The organism is Rhizobium nepotum 39/7 (assembly GCF_000949865.1).
Taxonomy (GTDB): domain Bacteria; phylum Pseudomonadota; class Alphaproteobacteria; order Rhizobiales; family Rhizobiaceae; genus Agrobacterium; species Agrobacterium nepotum.
Genome location: NZ_JWJH01000005.1, coordinates 136,571 through 159,568, shown reverse-complemented (window position 1 = coordinate 159,568; position 22,998 = coordinate 136,571). Strand labels below are relative to the sequence as shown.

At 59.3% G+C, this 22,998-nt stretch carries 22 protein-coding genes; 17 read left to right on the top strand and 5 right to left on the bottom strand.

Going from position 1 to position 22,998, the window contains the following annotated elements; genetic code table 11:
- The first annotated feature begins 128 nt into the window (after positions 1 to 128).
- From cckA to RS75_RS06685, 6 genes are all read left to right on the top strand, one after another.
- Positions 129 to 2,717 carry a cell cycle histidine kinase CckA gene (cckA, locus tag RS75_RS06710; RefSeq protein WP_045018565.1) on the top strand — a complete coding sequence of 863 codons (2,589 nt, stop codon included), beginning with the start codon at positions 129 to 131 and terminating at the stop codon, positions 2,715 to 2,717.
- Positions 2,718 to 3,008: 291 nt separating this feature from the next.
- A complete protein-coding gene (clpS, locus tag RS75_RS06705) occupies positions 3,009 to 3,362 on the top strand; it encodes an ATP-dependent Clp protease adapter ClpS (RefSeq protein WP_045018562.1) in 354 nt (117 codons plus the stop codon).
- A gap of 10 nt (positions 3,363 to 3,372) precedes the next feature.
- Positions 3,373 to 5,889 (top strand): ATP-dependent Clp protease ATP-binding subunit ClpA, encoded by a 2,517-nt coding sequence (gene clpA, locus RS75_RS06700; protein ID WP_045018560.1) that lies wholly within the window; start codon positions 3,373 to 3,375, stop codon positions 5,887 to 5,889.
- Positions 5,890 to 6,060: 171 nt separating this feature from the next.
- A complete protein-coding gene (locus RS75_RS06695) occupies positions 6,061 to 6,819 on the top strand; it encodes an AzlC family ABC transporter permease (protein ID WP_045018557.1) in 759 nt (252 codons plus the stop codon).
- Positions 6,816 to 7,160, top strand: a complete 345-nt coding sequence (locus RS75_RS06690) for an AzlD domain-containing protein (RefSeq protein WP_045018555.1) — start codon at positions 6,816 to 6,818, stop codon at positions 7,158 to 7,160. The genes RS75_RS06695 and RS75_RS06690 overlap by 4 nt, the downstream gene beginning before the upstream one ends.
- A 66-nt stretch (positions 7,161 to 7,226) precedes the next feature.
- Entirely contained in the window at positions 7,227 to 8,177 is a 951-nt protein-coding gene (locus RS75_RS06685; RefSeq protein WP_045018554.1) for a phosphatase PAP2 family protein, read from the top strand.
- Here the strand turns inward: RS75_RS06685 and RS75_RS06680 are convergent.
- Entirely contained in the window at positions 8,156 to 9,046 is an 891-nt protein-coding gene (locus RS75_RS06680) for a LysR family transcriptional regulator (RefSeq protein ID WP_045018552.1), read from the bottom strand. The two genes, RS75_RS06685 and RS75_RS06680, sit on opposite strands and share 22 nt — an antisense overlap.
- Before the next feature lie 110 nt (positions 9,047 to 9,156).
- Here RS75_RS06680 and RS75_RS06675 point away from each other — a divergent pair, with 110 nt between their 5' ends.
- Positions 9,157 to 10,008 (top strand): urea carboxylase-associated family protein, encoded by an 852-nt coding sequence (locus RS75_RS06675; protein WP_045018551.1) that lies wholly within the window; start codon positions 9,157 to 9,159, stop codon positions 10,006 to 10,008.
- A gap of 125 nt (positions 10,009 to 10,133) precedes the next feature.
- Here the strand turns inward: RS75_RS06675 and RS75_RS06670 are convergent, their stop codons facing one another.
- Genes RS75_RS06670 through RS75_RS06655 form a run of 4 tightly spaced genes read right to left on the bottom strand, consistent with a single transcriptional unit; the run spans position 10,134 to position 12,993 of the window.
- Positions 10,134 to 10,565 (bottom strand): HIT family protein, encoded by a 432-nt coding sequence (locus RS75_RS06670; protein WP_045018550.1) that lies wholly within the window; start codon positions 10,563 to 10,565, stop codon positions 10,134 to 10,136.
- Between the two features lie 30 nt (positions 10,566 to 10,595).
- The gene (locus RS75_RS06665) at positions 10,596 to 11,789 is read right to left on the bottom strand and encodes a GNAT family N-acetyltransferase (protein WP_045018549.1); all 1,194 of its coding nucleotides are present in this window, start codon (positions 11,787 to 11,789) and stop codon (positions 10,596 to 10,598) included.
- Positions 11,786 to 12,526 (bottom strand): glycerophosphodiester phosphodiesterase, encoded by a 741-nt coding sequence (locus tag RS75_RS06660; RefSeq protein ID WP_045018548.1) that lies wholly within the window; start codon positions 12,524 to 12,526, stop codon positions 11,786 to 11,788. The genes RS75_RS06665 and RS75_RS06660 overlap by 4 nt, the downstream gene beginning before the upstream one ends.
- Positions 12,523 to 12,993 carry a RidA family protein gene (locus RS75_RS06655; protein WP_045018546.1) on the bottom strand — a complete coding sequence of 157 codons (471 nt, stop codon included), beginning with the start codon at positions 12,991 to 12,993 and terminating at the stop codon, positions 12,523 to 12,525. Before RS75_RS06655 ends, RS75_RS06660 begins: the two co-directional genes overlap by 4 nt.
- A gap of 158 nt (positions 12,994 to 13,151) precedes the next feature.
- On the opposite strand from RS75_RS06655, the gene RS75_RS06650 reads away from it, so the two are divergent.
- From RS75_RS06650 to bamA, 10 genes are all read left to right on the top strand, one after another.
- Complete coding sequence (locus RS75_RS06650; protein ID WP_045018803.1) at positions 13,152 to 13,952, top strand: cell envelope integrity EipB family protein; 801 nt, start codon at positions 13,152 to 13,154, stop codon at positions 13,950 to 13,952.
- Positions 13,953 to 14,013: 61 nt separating this feature from the next.
- The gene (locus tag RS75_RS27295) at positions 14,014 to 14,139 is read left to right on the top strand and encodes a hypothetical protein (RefSeq protein WP_256387175.1); all 126 of its coding nucleotides are present in this window, start codon (positions 14,014 to 14,016) and stop codon (positions 14,137 to 14,139) included.
- A 6-nt stretch (positions 14,140 to 14,145) separates the two neighbouring features.
- A complete protein-coding gene (rpsB, locus tag RS75_RS06645; protein ID WP_045018544.1) occupies positions 14,146 to 14,913 on the top strand; it encodes a 30S ribosomal protein S2 in 768 nt (255 codons plus the stop codon).
- Between the two features lie 366 nt (positions 14,914 to 15,279).
- Complete coding sequence (gene tsf, locus RS75_RS06640) at positions 15,280 to 16,206, top strand: translation elongation factor Ts (protein ID WP_045018542.1); 927 nt, start codon at positions 15,280 to 15,282, stop codon at positions 16,204 to 16,206.
- 98 nt (positions 16,207 to 16,304) lie between these two features.
- Complete coding sequence (gene pyrH, locus RS75_RS06635; protein ID WP_045018801.1) at positions 16,305 to 17,027, top strand: UMP kinase; 723 nt, start codon at positions 16,305 to 16,307, stop codon at positions 17,025 to 17,027.
- Between the two features lie 66 nt (positions 17,028 to 17,093).
- Positions 17,094 to 17,651 (top strand): ribosome recycling factor, encoded by a 558-nt coding sequence (gene frr, locus RS75_RS06630; protein ID WP_045018541.1) that lies wholly within the window; start codon positions 17,094 to 17,096, stop codon positions 17,649 to 17,651.
- 64 nt (positions 17,652 to 17,715) lie between these two features.
- Entirely contained in the window at positions 17,716 to 18,459 is a 744-nt protein-coding gene (locus RS75_RS06625; protein WP_045018540.1) for an isoprenyl transferase, read from the top strand.
- The gene (locus RS75_RS06620; RefSeq protein WP_045018539.1) at positions 18,459 to 19,292 is read left to right on the top strand and encodes a phosphatidate cytidylyltransferase; all 834 of its coding nucleotides are present in this window, start codon (positions 18,459 to 18,461) and stop codon (positions 19,290 to 19,292) included. Before RS75_RS06625 ends, RS75_RS06620 begins: the two co-directional genes overlap by 1 nt.
- Positions 19,293 to 19,340: 48 nt before the next feature.
- Entirely contained in the window at positions 19,341 to 20,462 is a 1,122-nt protein-coding gene (gene rseP / locus RS75_RS06615; RefSeq protein WP_162484795.1) for an RIP metalloprotease RseP, read from the top strand.
- A gap of 199 nt (positions 20,463 to 20,661) precedes the next feature.
- Positions 20,662 to 22,992, top strand: a complete 2,331-nt coding sequence (gene bamA, locus RS75_RS06610; RefSeq protein WP_045018537.1) for an outer membrane protein assembly factor BamA — start codon at positions 20,662 to 20,664, stop codon at positions 22,990 to 22,992.
- Positions 22,993 to 22,998 lie beyond the last annotated feature (6 nt).

Genomic DNA, 22,998 nt, shown 5'->3' with positions numbered 1-22,998 from the left:
TTTTAAGCCTTTGTGTCCCAGCGGAGCTTTTTGATGTTCAAGCGAGTTGCTACAAGAAATTCTGCTGCCTGATTCCGTAGAGGAAACGCGGCTGACAGAATTATGACCTGCGGGACTGCGAGGCCAAGATGACACGGGTGCGCGAGACAAGCGACAACGACCTTCCGCTGGTGGACAGGCGTGCCCGTTCCGGCACGGTCCTGCGGATTCTGCTTCTGGCGCTGGTGTTGATCGCGGCGGCTGCCGCCTTCGTTTATTTCAAGGATTCGCTCGAAAACGAAATCGTGCTCGGCATTCTCGGCGTGCTGGCGATGATGGGCATCTTTTTTCTGGTGTCGTCGATCATCGGTTTCATCGAGGTCATGCCACAGTCGCAATCGGACGGGCTTGCCCGCCGTTTCCTGTCGGCCCACCCGGAAGGCACGCTGATCACCGATGCCAAGGGGCATATGATCTACGCCAACGCCACCTATTGCCGCATGAGCGGCACCACGAAGGCGAGCGATATCCAGAGCCTCGAGACATTGTTGTCGCGCAGCCGGGAATCGACGGAGGCGCTTTATCGCCTCATCAATGTTCTGCGGGAAGGTCGCGACGGTTACGAGGAATTCCGGCTGCTGAAGCCGCTGGGAGATGTCACGAACGCCGGGCCGCACTGGTACCGGCTCAAAGGGCGGGTGCTGAAGGATGCGGGCGGCGAGGCGCTGCACGTCTTCCAGATCGCCGACATCACGCCTGAGCGCGAAGATCAGGAGCGCTTCTTCCGCGAATTGCAGAACGCCATCGATTATCTCGACCATGCGCCGGCCGGTTTCTTTTCCGCCGGCCGCAAGGGCGAGATCGTTTATCTGAACGCTACCCTGTCCGAATGGCTCGGCATCGATCTCGCGCAGTTTTCTCCCGGCTCGATGACGGTTTCCGACATCATCGCCGGCGAGGGCATGGCGCTGATCGAGTCCGTCCATCCGCAGGGCGCGGCCAAGCGCACCGAAATCCTCGATCTCGACATGCGCCGGGTGAACGGCCAGAGCATGCCGGCCCGGCTCGTGCATCAGGTCACCTTGAAGGACGGCGCGCCGGGTGAGAGCCGAACGATCGTTCTGATGCGCCCGAAGGGGCAGGTGGATACGGAATCCTCCTCCGCCATGCGCTTCACCCGTTTCTTCAACAATACGCCGATGGCGATTGCCTCGCTCGACGGCGACGGCCGCATCCTGCGCATCAACGCGCCATTCCTCAAGCTGTTCTCCGGCGTTGTCGGGCGTGACGATATCGATCGCGGTGTGGCTCTCGAAACTGTCCTCCACGACAATGAGAAACCTAGGCTCGAGCAGGCGCTGGCTGAAGCGAAGGATCGGCAGGGCGACATCGCGCCGTTCGATTCCCGCCATCCGAGCGACGAGGGCCGGCATTTCCGTTTCTACGTCAACGCCGTCATCGATCAGGACGACGAGGCGCCGGAAGAGGTGGCGATTGTCTATGCCATCGAGGTGACGGAACAAAAGGCGCTCGAAACGCAGATGGCGCAGACGCAGAAGATGAACGCCGTCGGCACGCTGGCGGGCGGCATCGCCCACGATTTCAACAACGTGCTGACCGCCATCCTGCTGTCGTCCGACCATCTGCTTTTGCAGGCGCGGCCTGCGGATCCGAGCTTCGCCGACCTGATGGAGATCAAGCGCAACGCCAACCGCGCCGCGGTTCTGGTGCGCCAGCTCCTCGCTTTCTCTCGCAAGCAGACCATGCGCCCGGCGATCCTCAATCTGACCGACGTCATCGGCGATCTGCGCATGCTGGTCGACCGCCTGATCTCCGGCACCAACGTCAAGCTGGAAGTGGACTACGGCCGCGATCTCTGGCCGGTGAAGACCGACCTGTCGCAATTCGAGCAGGTGCTCATCAATCTTTGCGTCAATGCGCGTGACGCCATGCCGGAAGGCGGCAAGATCACCGTCCGGACGCGAAACGTCGAGGCGAAGGAAGTCGCCGCGCTTGGTCGACCCGAATTCCCGGCGGAAGACATGGTCATGATCGAAGTCGCCGACAACGGAACCGGCATTCCGCCTGAGATCATGGACAAGATCTTCGAGCCGTTCTTCACGACCAAGGACGTCGGCAAGGGCACCGGTCTCGGTCTGTCGATGGTTTATGGCATCGTCAAGCAGTCCGGCGGCTACATCTATCCCGAATCGGAAGTGGGCAAGGGAACCGCGTTCCGCATCTACCTGCCGCGTCATGTGGTGGAGATCGTGCATGTTCCGGGCCAGCTGCCCGGCGAAGCGGCACTCGCCCCGGTGGCTCTGCCCGAACCGGTGAAGGAAGAACCGCTCGATCTGACCGGCAATTCCGCCGTCGTCCTTCTGGTGGAGGATGAGGAGGCGGTGCGGCGCGGCGGCAAGCGCATGCTGGAAACCCGAGGTTATACCGTTCACGAGGCGGGTTCCGGTGTCGAGGCGCTGGAAGTGATGGAAGAACTGGAAGGCAAGGTCGATATCGTCGTGTCCGATGTCGTGATGCCGGAAATGGACGGTCCGTCGCTCCTCAGGGAACTGCGCAAATCCTATCCTGATCTGAAATTCATCTTTGTTTCGGGTTATGCCGAGGATGCCTTTGCGAAAAATCTGCCGGCGGACGCCAAGTTCGGCTTCCTGCCGAAACCCTTCTCCCTGAAGCAGCTGGCGATCGCCGTTCGCGAAATGCTCGACAACAAGGAATGATGGCGGATGGCGTGGGTGGTGGAAGCCGGCCCGCGATGCCGCACGATCCACCGGAAGCGCTACCGTCGCGACTGAAACCGCGTTGGCAAAGGCGGTCGTCACCGCGCTTTGCCGGCGCGCGGTCGCAAGTCCCCTGTTTTTCGCGAGGTTTCCCCTTCGCAAACGCAATAGTGATTGCACCGTTTCACAGGGGGCTTAAAATCGCGTCTTAACGACCTAGATATGAAGAGGCGAAGTTCTCCCTCCTGGTGATGACTGCCGGTTTGAGAACGGTTTGGAGAATGATGAAAGATGATCGCTGAGCCGATCTACATGCAGGGCGAGGGCGACGGGGAAGACGGCGGTACGAACCGCGGAACGTCCGTTATTACCCGCGTCAAGCCAAAGACGAAAAGACCGAATCTGTACCGTGTTCTTTTACTGAATGACGACTACACTCCCATGGAGTTTGTCATCCATATTCTGGAGCGGTTTTTCCAGAAGGATCGCGAAGCGGCAACCCGCATCATGCTGCTTGTGCATCAGCACGGCGTGGGCGAATGCGGGGTGTTTACATATGAGGTCGCAGAGACGAAAGTAAGCCAGGTCATGGATTTCGCCCGACAGCACCAGCATCCGCTGCAATGCGTCATGGAAAAGAAATGAGGATCGCAACGTGCCAACTTTTTCCCCGAGTCTCGAGAAGGCGCTGCACCAGGCACTGACCTTTGCAAATGAGCGTCACCACGAATATGCGACGCTTGAACATCTTCTTCTGGCGTTGATCGACGACGCGGATGCCGCCGCCGTGATGGGCGCCTGCAATGTCGATCTCGATACGCTGCGCAAGACCGTCAGCGATTACGTCGACAACGAACTGACCAACCTCGTGACCGGTTACGACGAGGATTCCAAGCCCACATCCGGTTTCCAGCGGGTTATCCAGCGGGCTGTCATTCATGTGCAGTCGTCCGGCCGCGAGGAAGTGACGGGCGCGAACGTGCTCGTCGCCATTTTCGCCGAGCGCGAAAGCCATGCCGCCTACTTCCTGCAGGAACAGGAGATGACCCGTTACGATGCGGTCAACTATATCTCCCACGGCATCGGCAAGCGTCCGGGCACATCGCAGACACGCGCGCCGCGCGGGACCGATGAACCCGAAAATGAAAGCAAGGCGAGCCGCAGCAATCCCGAGGAAGAAGGACCGTCCGCGAAAAAGCAGCAGGACGCGCTGAAAGCCTATTGCGTCAACCTCAACGAGAAGGCGAAAAACGGCAAGATCGACCCGTTGATCGGCCGCCACGACGAGGTCAACCGTACGATCCAGATCCTCTGCCGCCGCTCCAAGAACAACCCGCTTTATGTGGGCGATCCGGGCGTGGGCAAGACGGCGATCGCCGAAGGTCTCGCCAAGCGCATCGTCGAGGGCAAGGTGCCGGAAGCTTTGGCCAACGACACGATCTTCTCGCTCGACATGGGCACGCTGCTGGCCGGCACCCGCTATCGCGGCGATTTCGAAGAGCGCCTGAAGCAGGTCGTCAAGGAACTCGAGGAGTATCCGGGCGCGGTTCTGTTCATCGATGAGATCCACACCGTCATCGGTGCGGGCGCCACCTCCGGCGGCGCGATGGATGCATCGAACCTGTTGAAGCCGGCGCTGTCCTCGGGCGCGATCCGCTGCATCGGTTCTACCACCTACAAGGAATACCGCCAGTTCTTCGAGAAGGACCGCGCTCTGGTCCGTCGTTTCCAGAAGATCGACGTCAACGAGCCGTCAATCGATGACACCATCGCAATCATGAAGGGGTTGAAGCCTTACTTCGAGGAGTATCATCACCTGAGATATTCCAACGAGGCGATCAAGGCTGCCGTCGAATTGTCGGCCCGCTACATTTCCGACCGCAAGCTGCCGGACAAGGCGATCGACGTGATCGACGAGACCGGTGCGGCGCAGATGTTGCTGCCGGCGTCCAAGCGCCGCAAGCTGATCACGGAGCGGGAAATCGAGGTAACCATCGCGACGATGGCCCGCATCCCGGCAAAGACCGTTTCCAAGGATGACGAGATGGTTCTCGCCAACCTCGAAAAGGAACTGCGCTCGGTCGTTTACGGTCAGGACATCGCCATCGAGGCGCTGGCCACGGCCATCAAGCTGGCGCGTGCCGGTTTGCGCGAACCGAACAAGCCGATCGGCTCCTACGTCTTCTCCGGCCCGACGGGCGTGGGCAAGACCGAAGTGGCAAAGCAACTTGCCGCCTCGTTGGGCGTCGAGATGCTGCGATTCGACATGTCGGAATATATGGAACGCCATACCGTGTCGCGTCTGCTTGGCGCACCTCCCGGTTATGTCGGCTTCGATCAGGGCGGTCTTTTGACCGATGGCGTCGACCAGCATCCGCATTCCGTGGTGCTGCTGGACGAGATCGAAAAGGCGCATCCGGACATCTACAACATCCTGTTGCAGGTGATGGACCACGGCTCGCTGACCGACCACAACGGCAAGAAGATCGACTTCCGCAACGTCATCCTTATCATGACGACCAATGCGGGTGCGTCCGAAATGGCGAAATCGGCCATCGGTTTCGGTTCTTCGCGGCGCACGGGTGAGGATGAAGAGGCGATCAACCGCCTGTTCACGCCGGAATTCCGCAACCGTCTGGATGCGATCATTCCGTTCTCGCCGCTGCCGACTGCCGTTATCCACAAGGTCGTGCAGAAGTTCGTCATGCAGCTCGAGACCCAGCTCTCCGAGCGGAATGTCACCTTCGATCTGCACGAAGATGCGATCTCCTGGCTGGCGGAAAAGGGTTACGACGAGAAGATGGGCGCCCGTCCGTTGTCGCGCGTGATCCAGGAACACATCAAGAAGCCGCTCGCCAACGAAATCCTCTTTGGCAAGCTCAAGAAGGGCGGCGTCGTCAGCGTCACTGTCGGCAAGAAGGACGATGGCTCCGACGGCCTTAAGCTTGAGGTTCTGCCGGAAACCGCGCCCGTGAAGCCGAAGCCGGAGGCGGAGCTCAAGGCCGCCAAGTCTCCGGGCAAGGCGTCGAAGGCAAAGGCGAAACCTGCCTCGAAGGCGGCGATTGCCAATGAAGAGGCAGATGTTCTTGTTGCCGAGGCGAGCAAGTCCGACGAGGAGAACAAGCCACGCCGCAAGGTGAATACGGTGCCGAAAGTGCCGAAGAAGAAATGATAGCGGTCTTTTGACCGACAAACCGGTGCCGGGCGAAAGCCCGGCATTTTCGTGCATAAAGCGGGTCGCGTTTTACCGGATAGATGCGGCGTGCTTTATGTTTCTGTTTTTATGCATGTCGTCATCCCGAAACCGCGACGCTTTCGGGCAATATGCATGAGTGGATCAGCAATGCAGACTGCCGACAGCGATACCATGCCCCTGCGCGGCTGGTTTTTCAGAGGAATGCGGGGCATATTCTCGCTGCCCTCGCTCATTCTCATGACATCTTTCGTCGGTTTCAGCGCCTTTGCGCTGGAATCGGGTGTGGCGCGCGGCGAAGCGGTGTTCATGACGCTGGTGATCTGGGCCTTGCCGGCAAAGATGATTCTCATCGGCTCCATGGTCGGCGGCGCCAATCTTGCCGCCTGTTTTCTGGCGGTGACGCTGTCATCGGTGCGGATGATGCCCATGGTCGCTTCCATCGTTCCGGAAATGCGCGGCGCGAAGACGCCGACATGGATTTTGCTGTTCCTTTCGCATTTCGTTGCGATCACGGCTTGGGTCTTCGCCACACAAAACCTCTCCAAAGTACCACGCGAGGCGCGGGCCGCCTGGTTCGCCGGTTTCGGCATCACCCTCACCGTCATCAACGCCATCATCGTCGGCCTTTGTTACGGCGTCGTCGCCGCGTTTCCGCCGCTGGTCGCCGGTGTGCTGTTCTTTCTGACGCCGGTCTATTTCGTGGCGTCGATCTGGGCGTCCGCCCGTCATTCCGTCGTCAAGGTCGCGTTTATCGTCGGCGTGATCGCCGGGCCGGTCTTTGCGGTGATCGCACCCGAATTCGACATCCTCTATGCCGGGATTGGTGGCGGCACTTTGGCCTATCTGATCGACCGGTTCGTGTTCCGCCGCAGGATCAAACCTGTCTCACCGGAGAGCGAGCCATGATGACCGAAAACTGGTGGGCGCCCTATCTGTTCATCGCCATCGCCGGCTGGCTGGCGACCGATCTCTGGCGCTGGCTCGGCGTTCTCGCCGGCAACCGGCTGAAGGAGGATTCCGAGGCGCTGCACTGGGTGAGGGCGGTCGCCACAGCACTCGTCATGGCCGTCACCGCCAAGCTGATCGTATTCCCGACAGGATCGCTCGAAGCATCGCCGCTCTGGCTGCGCATCGGAGCGGCGGCACTCGGTTTCATCGCATTCCTGCTCGCCGGCCAGCGCGTCATCGTCGGCGTCGCCGTCCCGGTCCTGCTTCTCGCCGGTGGGTTATTCGCGCTCGGTTTTTAATACTCTCCTTATCCGAATATTAAGCCCGTTGCCGTAGTTTGCCGTTGACTAAACAGGGGCAACTCCATGCGACTATTCGCGGCGGAACGTTTTGTACTTGGCTTTATCGCCATATTGTTCGCGATCGATGCGGCGTTGATAACGGCCAAAGGCATTCGGGTTGATTACGCCGGATATTCACTATGCGCCCTGGCGGGCGCCGGGGTTTTTATCCTCGGCCAGTTCTATCGCAAAAGCGGGCGTGATCTCCGCATCGCCGCCGCGCTGATTTCGGGCGGATTGTTCATCCTGTTCACGCTTGTCGCCTCCGTCTTCAACTACATGTTCCTGCCCGTCGCTTTTCCGGCGATCGACGATGTGCTTTTCCGCGTGGATGCAGCGCTTGGTTATAGCTGGCCGGATATTGTTATATGGGCGGCGACATATCCTTGGATCGGCAAAATGCTGTTCCTGGTATATGCGACCTCATTGCCCCAACTCCTGCTGATTATCATCATGCTGGGTTTCACCGGTAAGGAGCGGATGCTGCATCATTTTCTCGTCACCGGGGTCATCGGCGCGTTGGTCAGCATCATCTTCTGGATATTTTTCCCCACCTATGGGGCAAAAGCCTATCACGAGTTGCCGCAATGGGTGTCCCAGACCATCCCGTTGGCGGTCGATCCTGCGTATGGCCGTGAATTGATGAGATTGGGGCAGGAAGGCGTCACATACCTCACGCCCAAAAACGTGCTGGGGCTGATCGGCTTCCCGTCGTTTCACATCTTCATGGCGGCAATGTCCGCCTGGTTCGTGCCGCGTCACTGGCTGGTGATGGCGATAATCTTACCACTAAACTTCGTGATGCTGCTGGCCGTTCTCGTCCAGGGCGGACACCATCTCTCGGATGTTTTCGGCGGTCTCATCGCTTTTGCCATCGTCTGCGCCGCCTCAGCCCGCCTGCTCAAATGGCTGTCGGCAAAGGAGCGCGACGGTGAGGCGGCAGCGTCTCCTGCTCAGATCGTCGCGGCGGAATAATCGCCACGAGTTTCGCTCTCTCGGGCTTCCGCAACCAGCCAGTCCGACAGAATGCGGGCCGATTCGGTCATGTCTCCAGATTCTACCAGCCAGTAATGCTTGTCCGCATCTGCGGCACGATCAAAAAGTATGGTCAATTGACCGTCTGCGATCTCGTCGCGGAGAAGCGCTGTCGGGCAAAGGCCGATACCCTGTCCCGTCTTGAGGGCTGTCACCAGCAGATTGAAGTCCGCGAAGATGGGGCCGGCACCCTGCGGTAAAGGCATGCCGGCAATTGCCAGCCAGTCCCGCCATGCCGCCTCGCTGTCGTCATGCAGCAGCTCCGCTCGTAACAAATCCGACACGTCATCGAAGGGGCCGGATTTGGTGAGATAGGCGGGTGCGCATGTCGGGCGCGTCTCGGCGCTGAAAAGCGCCACGGCTTTCCGTCCGGGAACAGCGCCGTGCATGATGCTGAGATCGGCTTCCGTGGTGTGATCCCGGCCGGAATAGCTGATCGACACCTGTATGTCGGGATGCAGCGCCCGGAAGCGGGGAAGGCGGGGTGTCAGAAAATGCGCGACTACCGAAGGCAGGCTGGCAAGGCGAACGACGGTGCGGTTGCGCCCCTGACTGATCCGTGCCGCGCCGGAGGCGATCTGCTGCAAGCCGCTCGAAACCGTGATGCCGAATTCCCGGCCCGCAGGGGTCAGCCTGACACCTCTCGCATGGCGTTCGAAAAGCGGCACACCGAGCCAGGCCTCCAGATTACGCACATGCTGGCTGACGGCAGCCGCCGTCATGCCGAGTTCCTGCGCGGCCAGGGAAAAACTTGTCCTTCTGGCAGCGGCTTCGAAAGCGCGGAGGGTGGCGAGCGGTGGAAGTTTCATGATCCGCGAGACTAAGTCAGGCTTAGTCTGAGCGCAAGAAAAACCCGTCTTGTCAGGCAAGTGTCTATGCCGCAATTTCGCTTCGATATTTTCATCGTTCCGAGGACTTCATGACCCCGATGCCCGCCGCCGAACCCATTGATGCCGCCGCACGCCGCGCCGTCCGTCCCGTTGTCGTTTATCCGAACGGCACACTTCAGACACCGGACCTTACGCGTCTGGAGCAGGCCAAAAAAGGGATGGAGAAGATAGACGAGGTCATCGTACCGCCGCGCGAGGGTGGCACCTTCAATGTTCCGAAGGGGCACTTTTTCCGCATCGTCAGCATCGAAGGTCCGCAGGTGGGGGATTTGAACCTCTGGAACGCCCATGATCTGACGGAGCGTTTTTTCAGCGGCAAAACCCGTGCCTTGCATGCCACCCATGTTTCCATCGGCAACCGGCTATGGAGCAATCTGCCCTCCCTGCGGCCGATGGCGACCATCACCGGCGACACGCTTTCATGGTACGGCTGGGACGAAGACGGCGGCGGCGTGCATGACGTGATCGGCACCCGGTGCGATCCTTACACCAACAAACTGCTGAGCGGCGGCGATTATCACAATTGCTGCCATTCGAACCTGACGAACGCGCTTGCCTCGGCCAAGGGCCTGTCATTCGGCGAGGCGGAACCGCATGTGCACGATGTTCTGAACGTCTTCATGTGCACGGGTTTCACCCGCGACACGCATCAATATTTCATGAAGGCGAGCCCCGTGCGGCCTGGCGATTATCTGGAACTCTTTGCGGAAATCGATCTCATCGGCGCGCTGTCCGCCTGCCCCGGCGGGGATTGCGGCGACAGTCATTCCAGCGACGCGGTCCCGTGCTATCCCCTGAAGGTGGAGATATTCCGGCCGGATATGGCGGTGCTCGAAGGCTGGCCGTGGCCTGAAAGGAATGCGTATCGTAATCCGGAATGATTGGTCCGAAGGTCTCTCCTCCGTCATGCTCGGGCCTGTCCCGAGTATCTGCAACCGATTGATTTCACGCTACGTGGTTGGATCCTCGGCACAGGGCCGAGATGACGTCGCGTGCAAGGCGAGCCTCACGAAGCGAGCGCCGCCTTTATCTTTTCGGCATGGGCCTTCAGTACCTCGCCATCGGCCATTGCACCGGAGTGGGGCTTCAGCGGTTCGCCTTCCTTGCGCGGAATGACATGGAAGTGCAGGTGGAACACGGTCTGGCCGGCGGCGGGTTCGTTGAACTGGGCGACAAAGACGCCATCCGCATCGAAGGCTTCTTTCGCTGCTACAGCCAGTTTCTGCACCACGGGGATGGTCCTTGCCAGCACTTCCGGGTCGGCATCGAGCAGATTGCGCGAGCCGGTTTTCGGAACGACCAGCAGATGGCCGGGAGCCTGCGGCATCACATCCATGAAGGCCAGTGTGTGCTCATCCTCGTAAAGCTTGTGGCTCGGAATTTCACCGCGCAGGATTTTCGCGAAGATATTGTTGTCGTCATAGGTGCTGGCCGTCATCGGTGATCTCTCCTCATAGCGGACTTATACTTATGCGTCCGGTTCCTGTCTGTCGCCCTTGCGGAAGGGTGTGTGGTCTTCCAGATAGTCGCCGATATGCTCGACCTCTTCGCGCTCGCGCTGAAGATAGTCGGCAATGGCGCGGCGCAGACCCGGATGGACGATGAAATGCGCCGAATGGGTGGTGACCGGCACGTAACCGCGCGCCAGCTTGTGTTCTCCCTGCGCACCGGCTTCCACCCGTTTCAGCCCCTTCGCCAGTGCGAAATCGATTGCCTGATGATAGCAGACCTCGAAATGCAGGAAGGGGTGCTCTTCGATACAGCCCCAGTGGCGGCCGTAAAGCGCATCTGAGCCGATGAAATTGATCGCGCCGGCGATATAGCGCCCCTCGCGTTTGGCCATCACGAGCAGAACGTCGTCGGCCATGCGTTCGCCGATCAGCGAATAGAATTCCCGCGTCAGATAGGGCCGGCCCCATTTGCGGCCGCCGGTATCCAGGTAGAAGGCGAAGAACTGGTCCCAGATATCCTCGGTCAGATCGCTTCCGGTCAGCCAGTCGATTTCGATGCCGTTTTCCAGCGCCGCACGGCGTTCCTTCTTCAGCCCCTTGCGCTTGCGCGAGGAAAGGGCCTCAAGAAAATCGTCGTGGTCGCGATAGCCGTCATTGATGAAGTGGAACTGCTGGTCGGTCCTGTGCAGGAAATCGCGGGGCAGAAGCGCGGACAGGTCTGCGTCTTCCAGAAATGTGATGTGTGCGGAAGAAACGCCGATCTTTTCCGTCACTTGGGCAAGGCCGGAGGCCAAAAGCGGCTTGAAGCGCGTCTCGTCTTCGGTTTCGGAGACCAGAAGCCGTGGCCCACTCGCCGGCGTGAAGGGCACCGAACATTGCAGTTTCGGGTAATAATGCCCGCCGGCCCGTTCGAAAGCATCCGCCCAGCCATGGTCGAAGACATATTCGCCCTTGCTGTGGTTCTTCAGATAGGCCGGCACGGCCCCGACGAGCACGCCGAAGGCGTTTTCAAGCAGCAGATGGTGTCCAAGCCAGCCGGTCTTGGCCGTCGCCGATCCGGATTCTTCCATGGAGGAGAGAAATTCGTGGGAAATAAAAGGGTTGTACGGTTTTCCTGACGTATTGCGCGATGTTCCGGAAAGCCGTCTCCAGCTTTCCGGATCGATACCCCCAAAGGATTGCGCAACGCGAATGGAATAGTCTTCTGTCATGCCGTGGCGGAGGGGCTCTCTCTGGGGTCGAAACCTTCGAATGTCATCTGATCCGCATATTTATAGGTAGTCTCGCGCGCATTTTCATCCCTGACCGTCCAGGTAATTATCGGAAGCCCAAGTTTTCTTTGCGCCTCGATGAAACTGTTGGGCAGATGGCCCCAATGATAGGAGATGAAATCAACCCCCACCTGCATCGCTTCATCGTGCTTGAAGAAGTCTTCCGGCTTGGCGCCCTCGGCGGTCAACCCGAGCGGCCAGGGCGAGCCAGCTGCTTTCAGGTCCTTGAGGAGATGATGGTCGAAGCTCATCAGGGCGACGTGGCCCTTATAGCCTTCGAGGTCCTCCAGAACCGCTTCTGCAAAACCGTCATCGACGCCTTCGCCCTCGCGCCCCTTCAGTTCTATCACCAGCGGCACCTTGCCGGCGCATAGCGCCAGAAGTTGCTTCAGCGTCGGGATGCGGTCCTTGGTCTGGCCCACGGAGAGCAGAGACAATTCACCGGAGGTATGTTCGCGCACATCGCCCTTGATGCCGGTCAGCCGGGCCATGTCGTCGTCGTGAAAAATCACCGGCACGCTGTCGGCGGCAAGCTGAACGTCGCATTCGATGGCGAAACCGGCGTCTATGGCCCGGGAAAAGGCGGAGAGCGTGTTCTCCCAGACCGCCTTGTTCAGATCGTGATAACCGCGATGGGCGACAGGCTCAGCCGTCAGCCAGGAAAGTTTAAGCGTCATACGTCGATTTCCACGATCGCGTCGATCTCGACGGCGGCATTGAAGGGCAGGCAGGCCAAGCCGACGGCGGCGCGGGCATGCTTGCCGGCGTCACCCAGAACGTTGGCGAGCAGATTGGACGCACCATTGATGACGAGGTGCTGTTCGACGAACTCCGGAACCGAGGCGACAAAGCCGTTCAGCTTGAGGATACGACGGATTTTCGAGAGGTCGCCGTTCAACGCAACCTTGACCTGTGCGAGAATGTTGACGGCGCACAATTCGGCGGCGCGCTGGGCCGTTGCAACGTCAACATCGCGGCCAACGAGGCCCGTCACCGCAATCTTGCCTGATTCCATCGGCAGTTGACCCGATACATAAAGAAGATTGCCGCTGATGGCGAACGGAACGTAGTTTGCGGCAGGTGCTGCCGCTACGGGAAGAGTAAAGCCCAGTTCCTTGAGGCGGCCTTCGATGACGTCCGACATTTTCGTCTCCGGTTTTGTTGTAAATCCTTCAAGAATCCGGCATTCAGAAGATGTTGATCCAAAAGCCGGGCGGTTGCTTGTACAATATGAGCGGTGAGTCCAACAGGAGATATTGCATGTTTGTCAGGACGCTTGGTTTCGTTGCCGCAACAGGGCTTATGACCGGCCTGTCGAACGGCGCCAATGCCTTGCCCGTCACGGTTCCGGATCTTGTCGCCCATCGCGCCGTCTACGATCTCGAACTCAAGGATGCGTCGGACCGCTCCGGCATCGAGGGTATGACGGGCCGCATGGTCTATGAATTCACCGGCTCCGCCTGTCAGGGTTACAAGACGGATTTCCGTTTCGTGACGCAGATCAACACGGGCGACGCGGTTCGCATGACCGACCAGCAGACAACGACCTTCGAGGACCTGGCGGCGAAGAAATTCACCTTCGAGACCAAATCCTACACCGACGACAATCTGGACAAGGAAGTGCAGGGCGCTGCGATCGACAATAAAGAAGGCGTGAAGGTCGATCTGACCCGCCCGGACGCCCGCCAGATCGATCTCGTTGCCAGCGAATTTCCGACGGAGCACATGTTCCAGGTCATCGAAAACGCCAAACAGGGAAAACGCATCTTCGAATCCCGCATTTTCGACGGTTCGGATGACGGCGACGAAAGCCTGATCACCTCCACGCTGGTCGGCAAGGCGCAGATGCCGAAGGACGGCGACGCCGAGGCCGGCAAGGCGGGCGAATTCGGCAAAGCCGCGTTCTGGCCGGTGACGATCGCCTATTACAACGATAAGACCGGCACCGACGCCCTGCCGATCTACCGTATGTCCTTCAAGCTTTACGACAACGGAATCACTCGCGATCTGACCATGGATTACGGCGATTTCGTTCTGACCGGCAAGCTCGCGAAGCTTGATATTCTCAAGCCCGAAACCTGCGAAAACAAGCCGGTTCGCTGAAAGGCGGGCCGTTCGCGCGGTTTTTTCGCATAAATGCTTGCTTTTTATCTGAGGCGACTGTATGCGCCTCACCATTCCACACGCGAAGCTTGGGATGTTCCGGGAGAAATCCGGTTCGTTCCGCCCGGTGGTGTCGATGAAAATCGGCGCTGTTCGCTTCGCGGGGGTTAAACCGGAAAAGGAGTAACTAGGCATGGCATTGCCCGATTTTTCTATGCGTCAGCTTCTGGAAGCTGGTGTTCACTTTGGTCACCAGACGCATCGCTGGAACCCGAAGATGAAGCCGTACATCTTCGGCGACCGTAACAACATCCACATCATCGATCTGGCTCAGACCGTTCCGATGCTGTCGCGCGCCCTTCAGGTCGTGTCCGACACCGTCGCCCGCGGCGGCCGCGTTCTGTTCGTCGGCACCAAGCGCCAGGCGTCTGAAATCATCGCCGACAGCGCAAAGCGTTCGGCCCAGTACTACGTCAACTCGCGCTGGCTCGGCGGCATGATGACCAACTGGAAGACGATCTCCAACTCGATCCAGCGTCTGCGCAAGGTCGACGAGATCCTGAACTCGGAAGGCTCCGGCTATTCCAAGAAAGAGCGTCTGACCCTTGAGCGCGAGCGCGAAAAGCTTGAAAAGGCTCTCGGCGGTATCCGCGATATGGGCGGCGTTCCGGACCTGATGTTCATCATCGACACCAACAAGGAAAAGATCGCGATCGAAGAAGCCAAGCGTCTTGGCATTCCGGTCGTTGCGATCATCGACTCCAACTGCGATCCGGATCACATCGACTTCCCGATCCCCGGTAACGACGACGCATCGCGCGCCATCTCGTTCTATTGCGACCTGATTGCTCGCGCTGCCATCGACGGCATCGCCCGTCAGCAGGGCGCTTCCGGCCGCGACATCGGCGCTTCGGAAGAAGCTCCGATCGAGCCCGCGCTCGAAGACGAGGCTGGCGCCTGATTTAGGCCCTGTCAGACGGCGATTTCGCATCGCCGTCTCCTCGACCAGGATATGACAAGGCCGTCAAAGACCTGAATAGGGTTGACGGCCTTGTTCGTTTCAAACCGCTCCGCTTGAGTTTCGGTGAAGTATCGAGCGTTCCGATGCGGTTGAAGAAATCTGCGGGCAGCTTTCATAACGCTGTCACACTTGAGCGGCACCCATCGTTTCGATGTATGGAGACGCCGCAGCACTTGGGAATGCGCATGACCCTTTCCTGAAATCGTCTCCGGTTTCAAAGGGTGTGCGGCCGGGTACACTCATCACCCAGAACTTCGGCACGGCGAATTCAGCCGGCTGACCGATCGAACCGATAAGAGGCAAACAATGACCGAAATCACAGCCGCAATGGTGAAGGAACTGCGCGAGAAGTCCGGCGCAGGCATGATGGACTGCAAGAAGGCTCTTGCTGAAACCAATGGCGACATGGAAGCGGCGATCGACTGGCTGCGCGCCAAGGGCATCGCAAAGGCTGACAAGAAGTCAGGCCGCACGGCTGCCGAAGGTCTGATCGGCGTCGCCACCATGGGTCACAAGGCTGTTCTCGTCGAACTCAACTCCGAGACCGACTTCGTTGCCCGTAACGACGCGTTCCAGGATCTCGTTCGCGGCATTGCCCAGGTCGCGCTGTCCACCGACGGCACCGTTGACGCCGTCAGCGCCGCCGCCTATCCGGCAACCGGCAAGTCCGTTTCCGACAGCATCAAGGACGCGATCGCTACCATCGGCGAAAACATGACGCTGCGCCGTTCGGCTGCGCTCGAAGTCGAGCATGGCGTTGTTGCGACCTACATCCATAACGCTGCCGGCGACGGCATCGGCAAGCTCGGCGTTCTCGTTGCCCTGAAGTCGGTCGGCGACAAGGCCGTTCTGAACTCCATCGGCCGCCAGGTCGCCATGCACATCGCTGCGACCAACCCGCTCGCCATCCGCTCCGAGGAAGTCGACGCTGCCGTGGCCGAGCGCGAACGCAACGTCTTCATCGAGCAGGCCCGCGAATCCGGCAAGCCGGAAGCGATCATCGAAAAGATGGTTGACGGCCGCATGCGCAAGTTCTTCGAAGAAGTCGCTCTTCTGTCGCAGGCTTTCGTCATCAACCCCGATCTGACTGTCGGCGCTGCCGTCAAGGAAGCCGAAAAGGAAGCCGGTGCTGCCATCGAAGTGACGGGCATGGTTCGCCTGCTGCTCGGCGAAGGCGTCGAGAAGGAAGAAAGCGATTTCGCAGCAGAAGTCGCCGCAGTCGCCAAGGGCTGATTATATTTACCCAATCTTGGGAAAACGGGAGGGCATCGCGTGACAACGCGGTGCCCTTCGTGTATCCGCGTTTCGGTTACATTTCCCGAGGAGTCATGATGTCTTCCAAGCCGATCTACAAACGCGTTCTTCTCAAGGCTTCCGGTGAAGCCCTTATGGGCGATCAGGGTTTCGGTATCGATGTGGCGGTTGCAGACCGGATCGCCTCCGATATTGCCGAGGCGAGGGCGATGGGCGTTGAAGTCGGCGTCGTCGTCGGCGGCGGCAATATTTTCCGCGGCGTTGCCGTGGCGTCCAAGGGTGGCGACCGGGTCACCGGCGACCACATGGGCATGCTGGCCACCATCATCAACGCGCTGGCGCTGGCAACCTCGCTGCGCAAGCTCAGCATCGACACCGTCGTTCTGTCCGCAATCGCGATGCCTGAAATCTGTGAAAGCTTCTCGCAGCGTGCGGCGCTCCATCATCTCGCGCAGGGCCGCGTGGTGATTTTTGCCGGCGGTACAGGCAATCCCTTCTTCACCACCGACTCCGCTGCAGCGCTGCGCGCCGCGGAAATGGGCGCCGAGGCGATCTTCAAGGGCACCCAGGTGGACGGCATCTATTCCGCCGACCCGAAGAAGGATCCGACAGCCACCCGTTTCGACGAGCTGACCCATAGCGAGGTGCTCGGCAAGGGTCTGGCAGTCATGGATATCGCCGCTGTCGCGCTTGCCCGCGAAAACCACATCCCGATCATCGTTTTCTCGATCCACGAGAAGGGCGGTTTCGCGCAGATATTGACCGGCGGTGGCCGCAAGACCATCGTGCACGACAAATAATCAAAAAACGACGTCGGTCCGGGGCGGATTCCGCCCCACCTTGGCCGATAGAGATGGAGTATCAAGATGAGTGGTATTGACCTCAACGATATCAAGCGCCGCATGGATGGCGCCATCAATGCATTCAAGAGCGATATCGCATCGCTTCGCACCGGCCGGGCTTCGGCCAATATTCTCGATCCGGTGACCATCGAGGCATACGGCTCGCGCGTTCCGCTCAACCAGGTCGCAAACATCACGGTTCCGGAGCCGCGCATGCTCGGCGTCAACATCTGGGACAAGTCGATGGTCAACGCCGTCGATCGCGCCATCCGCGAATCCAATCTTGGCCTCAACCCGATCGTCGATGGCCAGAACCTCAGAATTCCTTTGCCGGAACTCAACGAGGAGCGCCGCAAGTCGCTCGTCAAGGTGGCCCATGATTATGCCGAAAAATCCAAGGTAGCGATTCGCCATGTTCGCCGCGACGGCATGGATGGTCTGAAAAAAGCCGAAAAAGACGGCGATATCGGCCAGGACGAAAGCCGTGGACAGTCGGAAAAAGTGCAGAAAATGACCGACGACACGATTTCGGAAATTGAGCGCTTGCTTGGCGAGAAGGAAAAGGAAATCATGCAGGTCTAGTATCGCTTGCGATAGACCCGTATTTTATTCGTTTTAATTTCGCGCTGCCTGTTACTGGATCGATATGCCGACGACGACACGTTCCTCAATACCCGAGCACGTCGCCATCATCATGGATGGAAATGGGCGATGGGCAAAACAGCGCGGTCTTCCGCGCGTGATGGGGCATCGCCGTGGGGTCGAGGCTGTGCGCGAGACCGTGCGCGCCGCCGGCGACTGCGGTGTCCGTTATCTCACACTGTTCGCCTTCTCATCGGAAAACTGGCGCAGGCCCGAATCCGAGGTAAGCGACCTGATGGGGCTTTTGAAGGCTTTCATCCGGCGCGACCTTGCGGAACTGCACCGTGAAAACGTCCGTGTGCGCATTATCGGCGACCGGCAGGGGCTGAAAAACGATATTCGCAGCCTTCTCGAAGAAGCCGAACACATGACGGCTGATAACACCAAGCTGACGCTGGTGATCGCCTTCAATTATGGTAGCCGCGACGAGATTGCCCGCGCGACGATGGCAATCGCCCGCGATGTCGCCGAAGGCCGGCTGGACGCGGGATCAATCACGCCGGAGATGATTTCGGAGAGACTCGACACCTCCGGAATGCCGGATCCGGATTTGATCATCCGCACGAGCGGCGAGGAGCGCCTGTCGAACTTCCTGCTCTGGCAGGCGGCCTATTCGGAGTTCCTGTTCGTTCCCGAATATTGGCCCGACTTCAACCGGCAGCTGTTCTTCTCCGCAATCGAGCAATATGCAACGCGTGATCGTCGTTTCGGCGCTCTGGCCGAGCAGGTTGCCGTGGCAGGCGCCTGATGAGCCGTGAACTCAGACTGCGGATCATCTCCGCAATCGTCATGGCGGCGGTCATATTGGCTGCGACCTGGTATGGCGGCATCCTGTTCCGCATCGTGGCCGGTCTCCTGGCGATCCTCATCTATTATGAATGGGCGACGATCACCCGCCTGTCGGAGACGAACTCCACCGGCAATGCCTGGGGCTGGTTCGCGGTCGCCGTCATCGCCGGCAACACGATTTTCGGCGAACCCTCGCTCGATCTGCCGCTGCTGTCAGGCTTTACGCTGACGGCGGCGCTTTTCCCCGTGTTGCGCGGCAGGAACTGGTGGCTGGTCGGCGGTATCGTTTATGCCGGTTTGAGCGGCATCTCGCTGGCCGCGATTCGCGGTGACGAGCTGACCGGTTTCGTCGCCATCCTGTTCGTTTTCGCAGTGGTCTGGTCGACCGATATTCTTGCTTATTTTGTCGGGCGCGCCATTGGCGGGCCGAAGCTTGCGCCGGCGATTTCTCCGGGCAAGACCTGGTCCGGCGCAATCGGCGGAGCAGTCGCCGCATTGATCGGCGGCGGCGCGGTGTCGTTTGCCTATCACGGCAGGATCAGCCTGCTGGTGCTCGGGCTCGCTCTCATCCTCTCGGTGTTCAGCCAGATCGGCGACCTTTTCGAATCCTTCGTGAAACGGCGTTTCCAAGTCAAGGATTCGAGCCATCTTATTCCGGGTCACGGCGGCTTCATGGACCGGGTTGACGGTCTTGTTTTCGCCTGCTTTACGGTATTCCTCATTGCTTTCGTGCATGCGGCGGCAACCGGCGACGTGCCCGGATCGGGCGGCGGCCTGTTGCCGGGCTTCTGAGCCGCGGCAGGTCATGAAATATAAGGGCAGATTGTCATGAACACAGTAATGGCCGCGACCGGGTTTCTGACCGGCTATATCGTGCCCTTCATCCTGGTGCTTTCCCTGCTCGTTTTCGTCCATGAAATGGGCCATTACCTTGTCGGCCGCTGGAGCGGCATCCGCTCCACCGCATTTTCCATCGGTTTCGGCCCGGAGCTGATCGGCTTTACCGACCGGCACGGCACACGATGGAAGCTTTCCGCCATACCGCTCGGCGGCTACGTAAAATTCTTCGGCGACGAGGATGCCTCCAGTAAGCCGGACAGCTCCGGCCTGTCGCATATGTCGCTGGAGGAGAGGGCGCAGACGCTTTCCGGCGCAAAGCTCTGGAAAAGGGCGGCGACGGTTGCCGCCGGGCCTATCGCCAACTTCCTTCTCGCCATTCTCATCTTCGCGGTGCTGTTCGGTGTCTATGGCCGCATGATCGCCGATCCGGTCGTGGCAGAGGTGCGTGAAAACAGCGCGGCCGCGGCTGCCGGCGTGCACCCCGGCGACCGTCTGGTGGCGATCGACGGTGAAAAGGTAAAGACGTTCGAGGATGTCCGCCGTTATGTCGGTATCCGGCCGGGCACGCCGATCACCGTGACGGTCGAAAGGGCGGGCGAGGAACTGAAGCTTCCCATGGTTCCGACCCGCACCGAAACCACGGACCAGTTCGGCAACAAGCTGGAAATGGGCATCATCGGCATCGTCACCGACCAGAGCAGCGGCAATTTTCGCCATATCGAATATTCGCCGTCGCAGGCGCTGCTCGAGGGCGTGCGCGAAACGGGCCACGTCGTCACCGGTACTTTCAACTATATCGGCAACCTCGTGACCGGGCGTATGAACGCCGATCAACTCGGCGGTCCCGTCCGTGTCGCGCAGGCTTCCGGCCAGATGGCGACACTCGGTATTTCGGCCGTCATCCAGCTCGCCGCCGTTCTTTCCGTCTCGATCGGCCTCCTGAACCTGATGCCTGTCCCGGTTCTGGACGGCGGGCATCTGGTATTTTATGCAATCGAGGCCATCCGCGGCAGGCCGCTCGGCGCCGGTGCGCAGGAAGTGGCGTTCCGTATCGGCATGGTCATGATTCTGGGACTTATGGTTTTTGCAACATGGAATGATATCAGCAGCTTGATTGGCTGATGATAGTGTTTTATCGGTTTTGTTAGTCGCTTGTTTACCTTGTTTTTATGCCGAAGTGGCGAATGCGCCACTCTGGATCACGAAGTAAACAGAATTTAACGTTCTGACTTGCTTGTAGGGGAAAAGCAGGTAAAACGACGCACATGGCCGGAGTCGGGTTCCGCCCGCTGAGGGACAACGTAAAAAGGTAAGAATTGAAATGAAGGCTGGTTCAAGATTTTTGAACGCTGTATCGGCGGTTGCGCTGTCTGCTGGTGTTTCTTCGGTTGCAGGCCTTGGCATGCTTGCCTCTGCTGGCGTTGCAAATGCAGCCGTCATCAGCAGGATCGATGTTCGCGGGGCCGAGAGGTCCGGTGCGGACTCCGTGCGTTCCAACATCACCATTGCGCCGGGTAAGAACTTTTCCAATTCGGACATCGATGAATCGGTGAAGCGTCTTTACGCCACCGGTTACTTCTCGAATGTCGCTATGCGCGTTTCCGGTAGCACGCTGGTTGTGACCGTGAATGAAAACCAGCTGGTCAACCAGGTGGTTTTCAACGGCAACCGCAAGATCAAGGACGACAAGCTCTCAGGCGTCGTGCAGACCCAGCCGCTTGGCCCGTTCAATCAGGCTATCGTGACTGCTGACATTGCCCGCATCAAGGAAGCCTATTCCGCGATCGGCCGCAGCGACGTCGAAATCACCACCCAGACCGTTTCCGTCGGCCAGGGCCGTGTGAACATCGCTTTCGTCATCAACGAGGGCGAGCGCACGAAGATCGGCCGAATCGATTTCGTCGGCAACAATTCCTATAGCGACGGTCGTCTGGCCGCCGTCATCAATACCAAGAAGTCCAATATGCTGTCGTTCCTGACGCGTAAGGACGTCTATAACGAGGACAAGCTGCGCGCCGACGAAGAGGCGCTGCGCCAGTTCTATTACAACCGCGGTTATGCCGACTTCCGGGTCGTGTCTTCCGAAGCGGTGCTGGATGAGACCAGCAACGAATACAACATCTCCATCACTGTCGACGAAGGCAAGAAGTACGACTTCGGCAACGTCGTGGTCGAATCGACCGTGCCGGGTGTTGATGGCACCGAATTGCAAGGTCTCGTGGAAACCCGCCAGGGCGCGAGCTACAGCGCCAAGGAAGTCCAGCAGAGCATGGAAGCGATTTCCAAGCGCGTCGCCGGCGAAGGTTATCCTTTCGCCCGTGTAACGCCGCGCGGCGACCGCGACATGTCCGGCAACACCATCGGCGTGACCTACATCGTCGATCAGGGCGAGCGCGCCTATGTCGAGCGTATCGAAATCCGTGGCAACACGCGTACGCGTGACTATGTCATTCGCCGCGAGTTCGATATCTCCGAAGGTGATGCGTTCAACCAGACGGTCGTTACGGCTGCGAAGCGCCGTCTCGAAGCGCTCGGTTATTTCTCGAAGGTCAATATCTCGACCGCCGGTGGCAGCGCGCCTGACCGCGTCGTCATCGTTGTCGATGTGGAAGACCAGTCGACGGGTTCGTTCGGTATCGGTGCGGGTTACTCTCAGAACGACGGTGTGCTGCTTGAAGCCTCCATCGAAGAGAAGAACTTCCTCGGCCGCGGCCAGTACATTCGTCTTGCCGCCGGTGCGGGCGAAGATGATGCGCGTACCTACACGCTGTCCTTCACCGAACCCTATTTCCTCGGTTATCGTCTGGCCGCAGGTTTCGATCTGTTCAAGAACCAGAGCAAGAGCGAAGATTATTACGATTACGACGAGCAGGGCTTCGCGCTACGCGTGACCGCGCCGATCACCGAGAATCTCTCGACGACGTTCAAGTACACCTACAAGCAGCTCAACTATGACGGCGAGGGCGATTGGGAAAGCGGCAGCAATCTTGCCGAACCCTATAAGGCTCTGATCCGTGGCGAAGACTGGACGCAGTCCATCATCTCTAACACGCTGAACTACAACACGCTCGACGACCGCAACATGCCGCGCGAAGGCTGGCAGGCAGCTCTGACGAACGAATTCGCAGGCCTCGGCGGCGATTCCGAGTATTACAAAATCTACGCCAAGGCCCGGTATTACTACACGCTGTCGGACGAGTACGATGTTATCGGCTCGATCACCGGTCAGGCGGGTCATGTGGTGCCGACTGGCGACGATTTGCTTGTGTTCGATCAGTTCAAGTTCGGCGGCCGTCAGATTCGCGGCTTCAAGAACGACGGTATCGGCCCGCGCATCGGTTCCGACTCCATCGGCGGCACGACCTACTTTGCGGCTTCCGCCGAAGTCACGGCCCCGATGCCCGGCATTCCGGAAGATTTCGGTCTGCGTCTCGCAGGGTTTGTTGATGCCGGTACGCTGTATGGCAACAAGGTTAAGATCGGTACGGGGGAAACCCTGCAGGACGACAACTCCATCCGTGCATCCGCCGGTATCGGTGTGATGTGGGCGTCGCCCTTCGGTCCGATCCGCGTCGACTACGCAGTTCCGATCGCCAAGGAAGACTACGACGAGGAACAGCGTTTCCGGTTTGGCATGTCCAACACTTTCTGATATCGG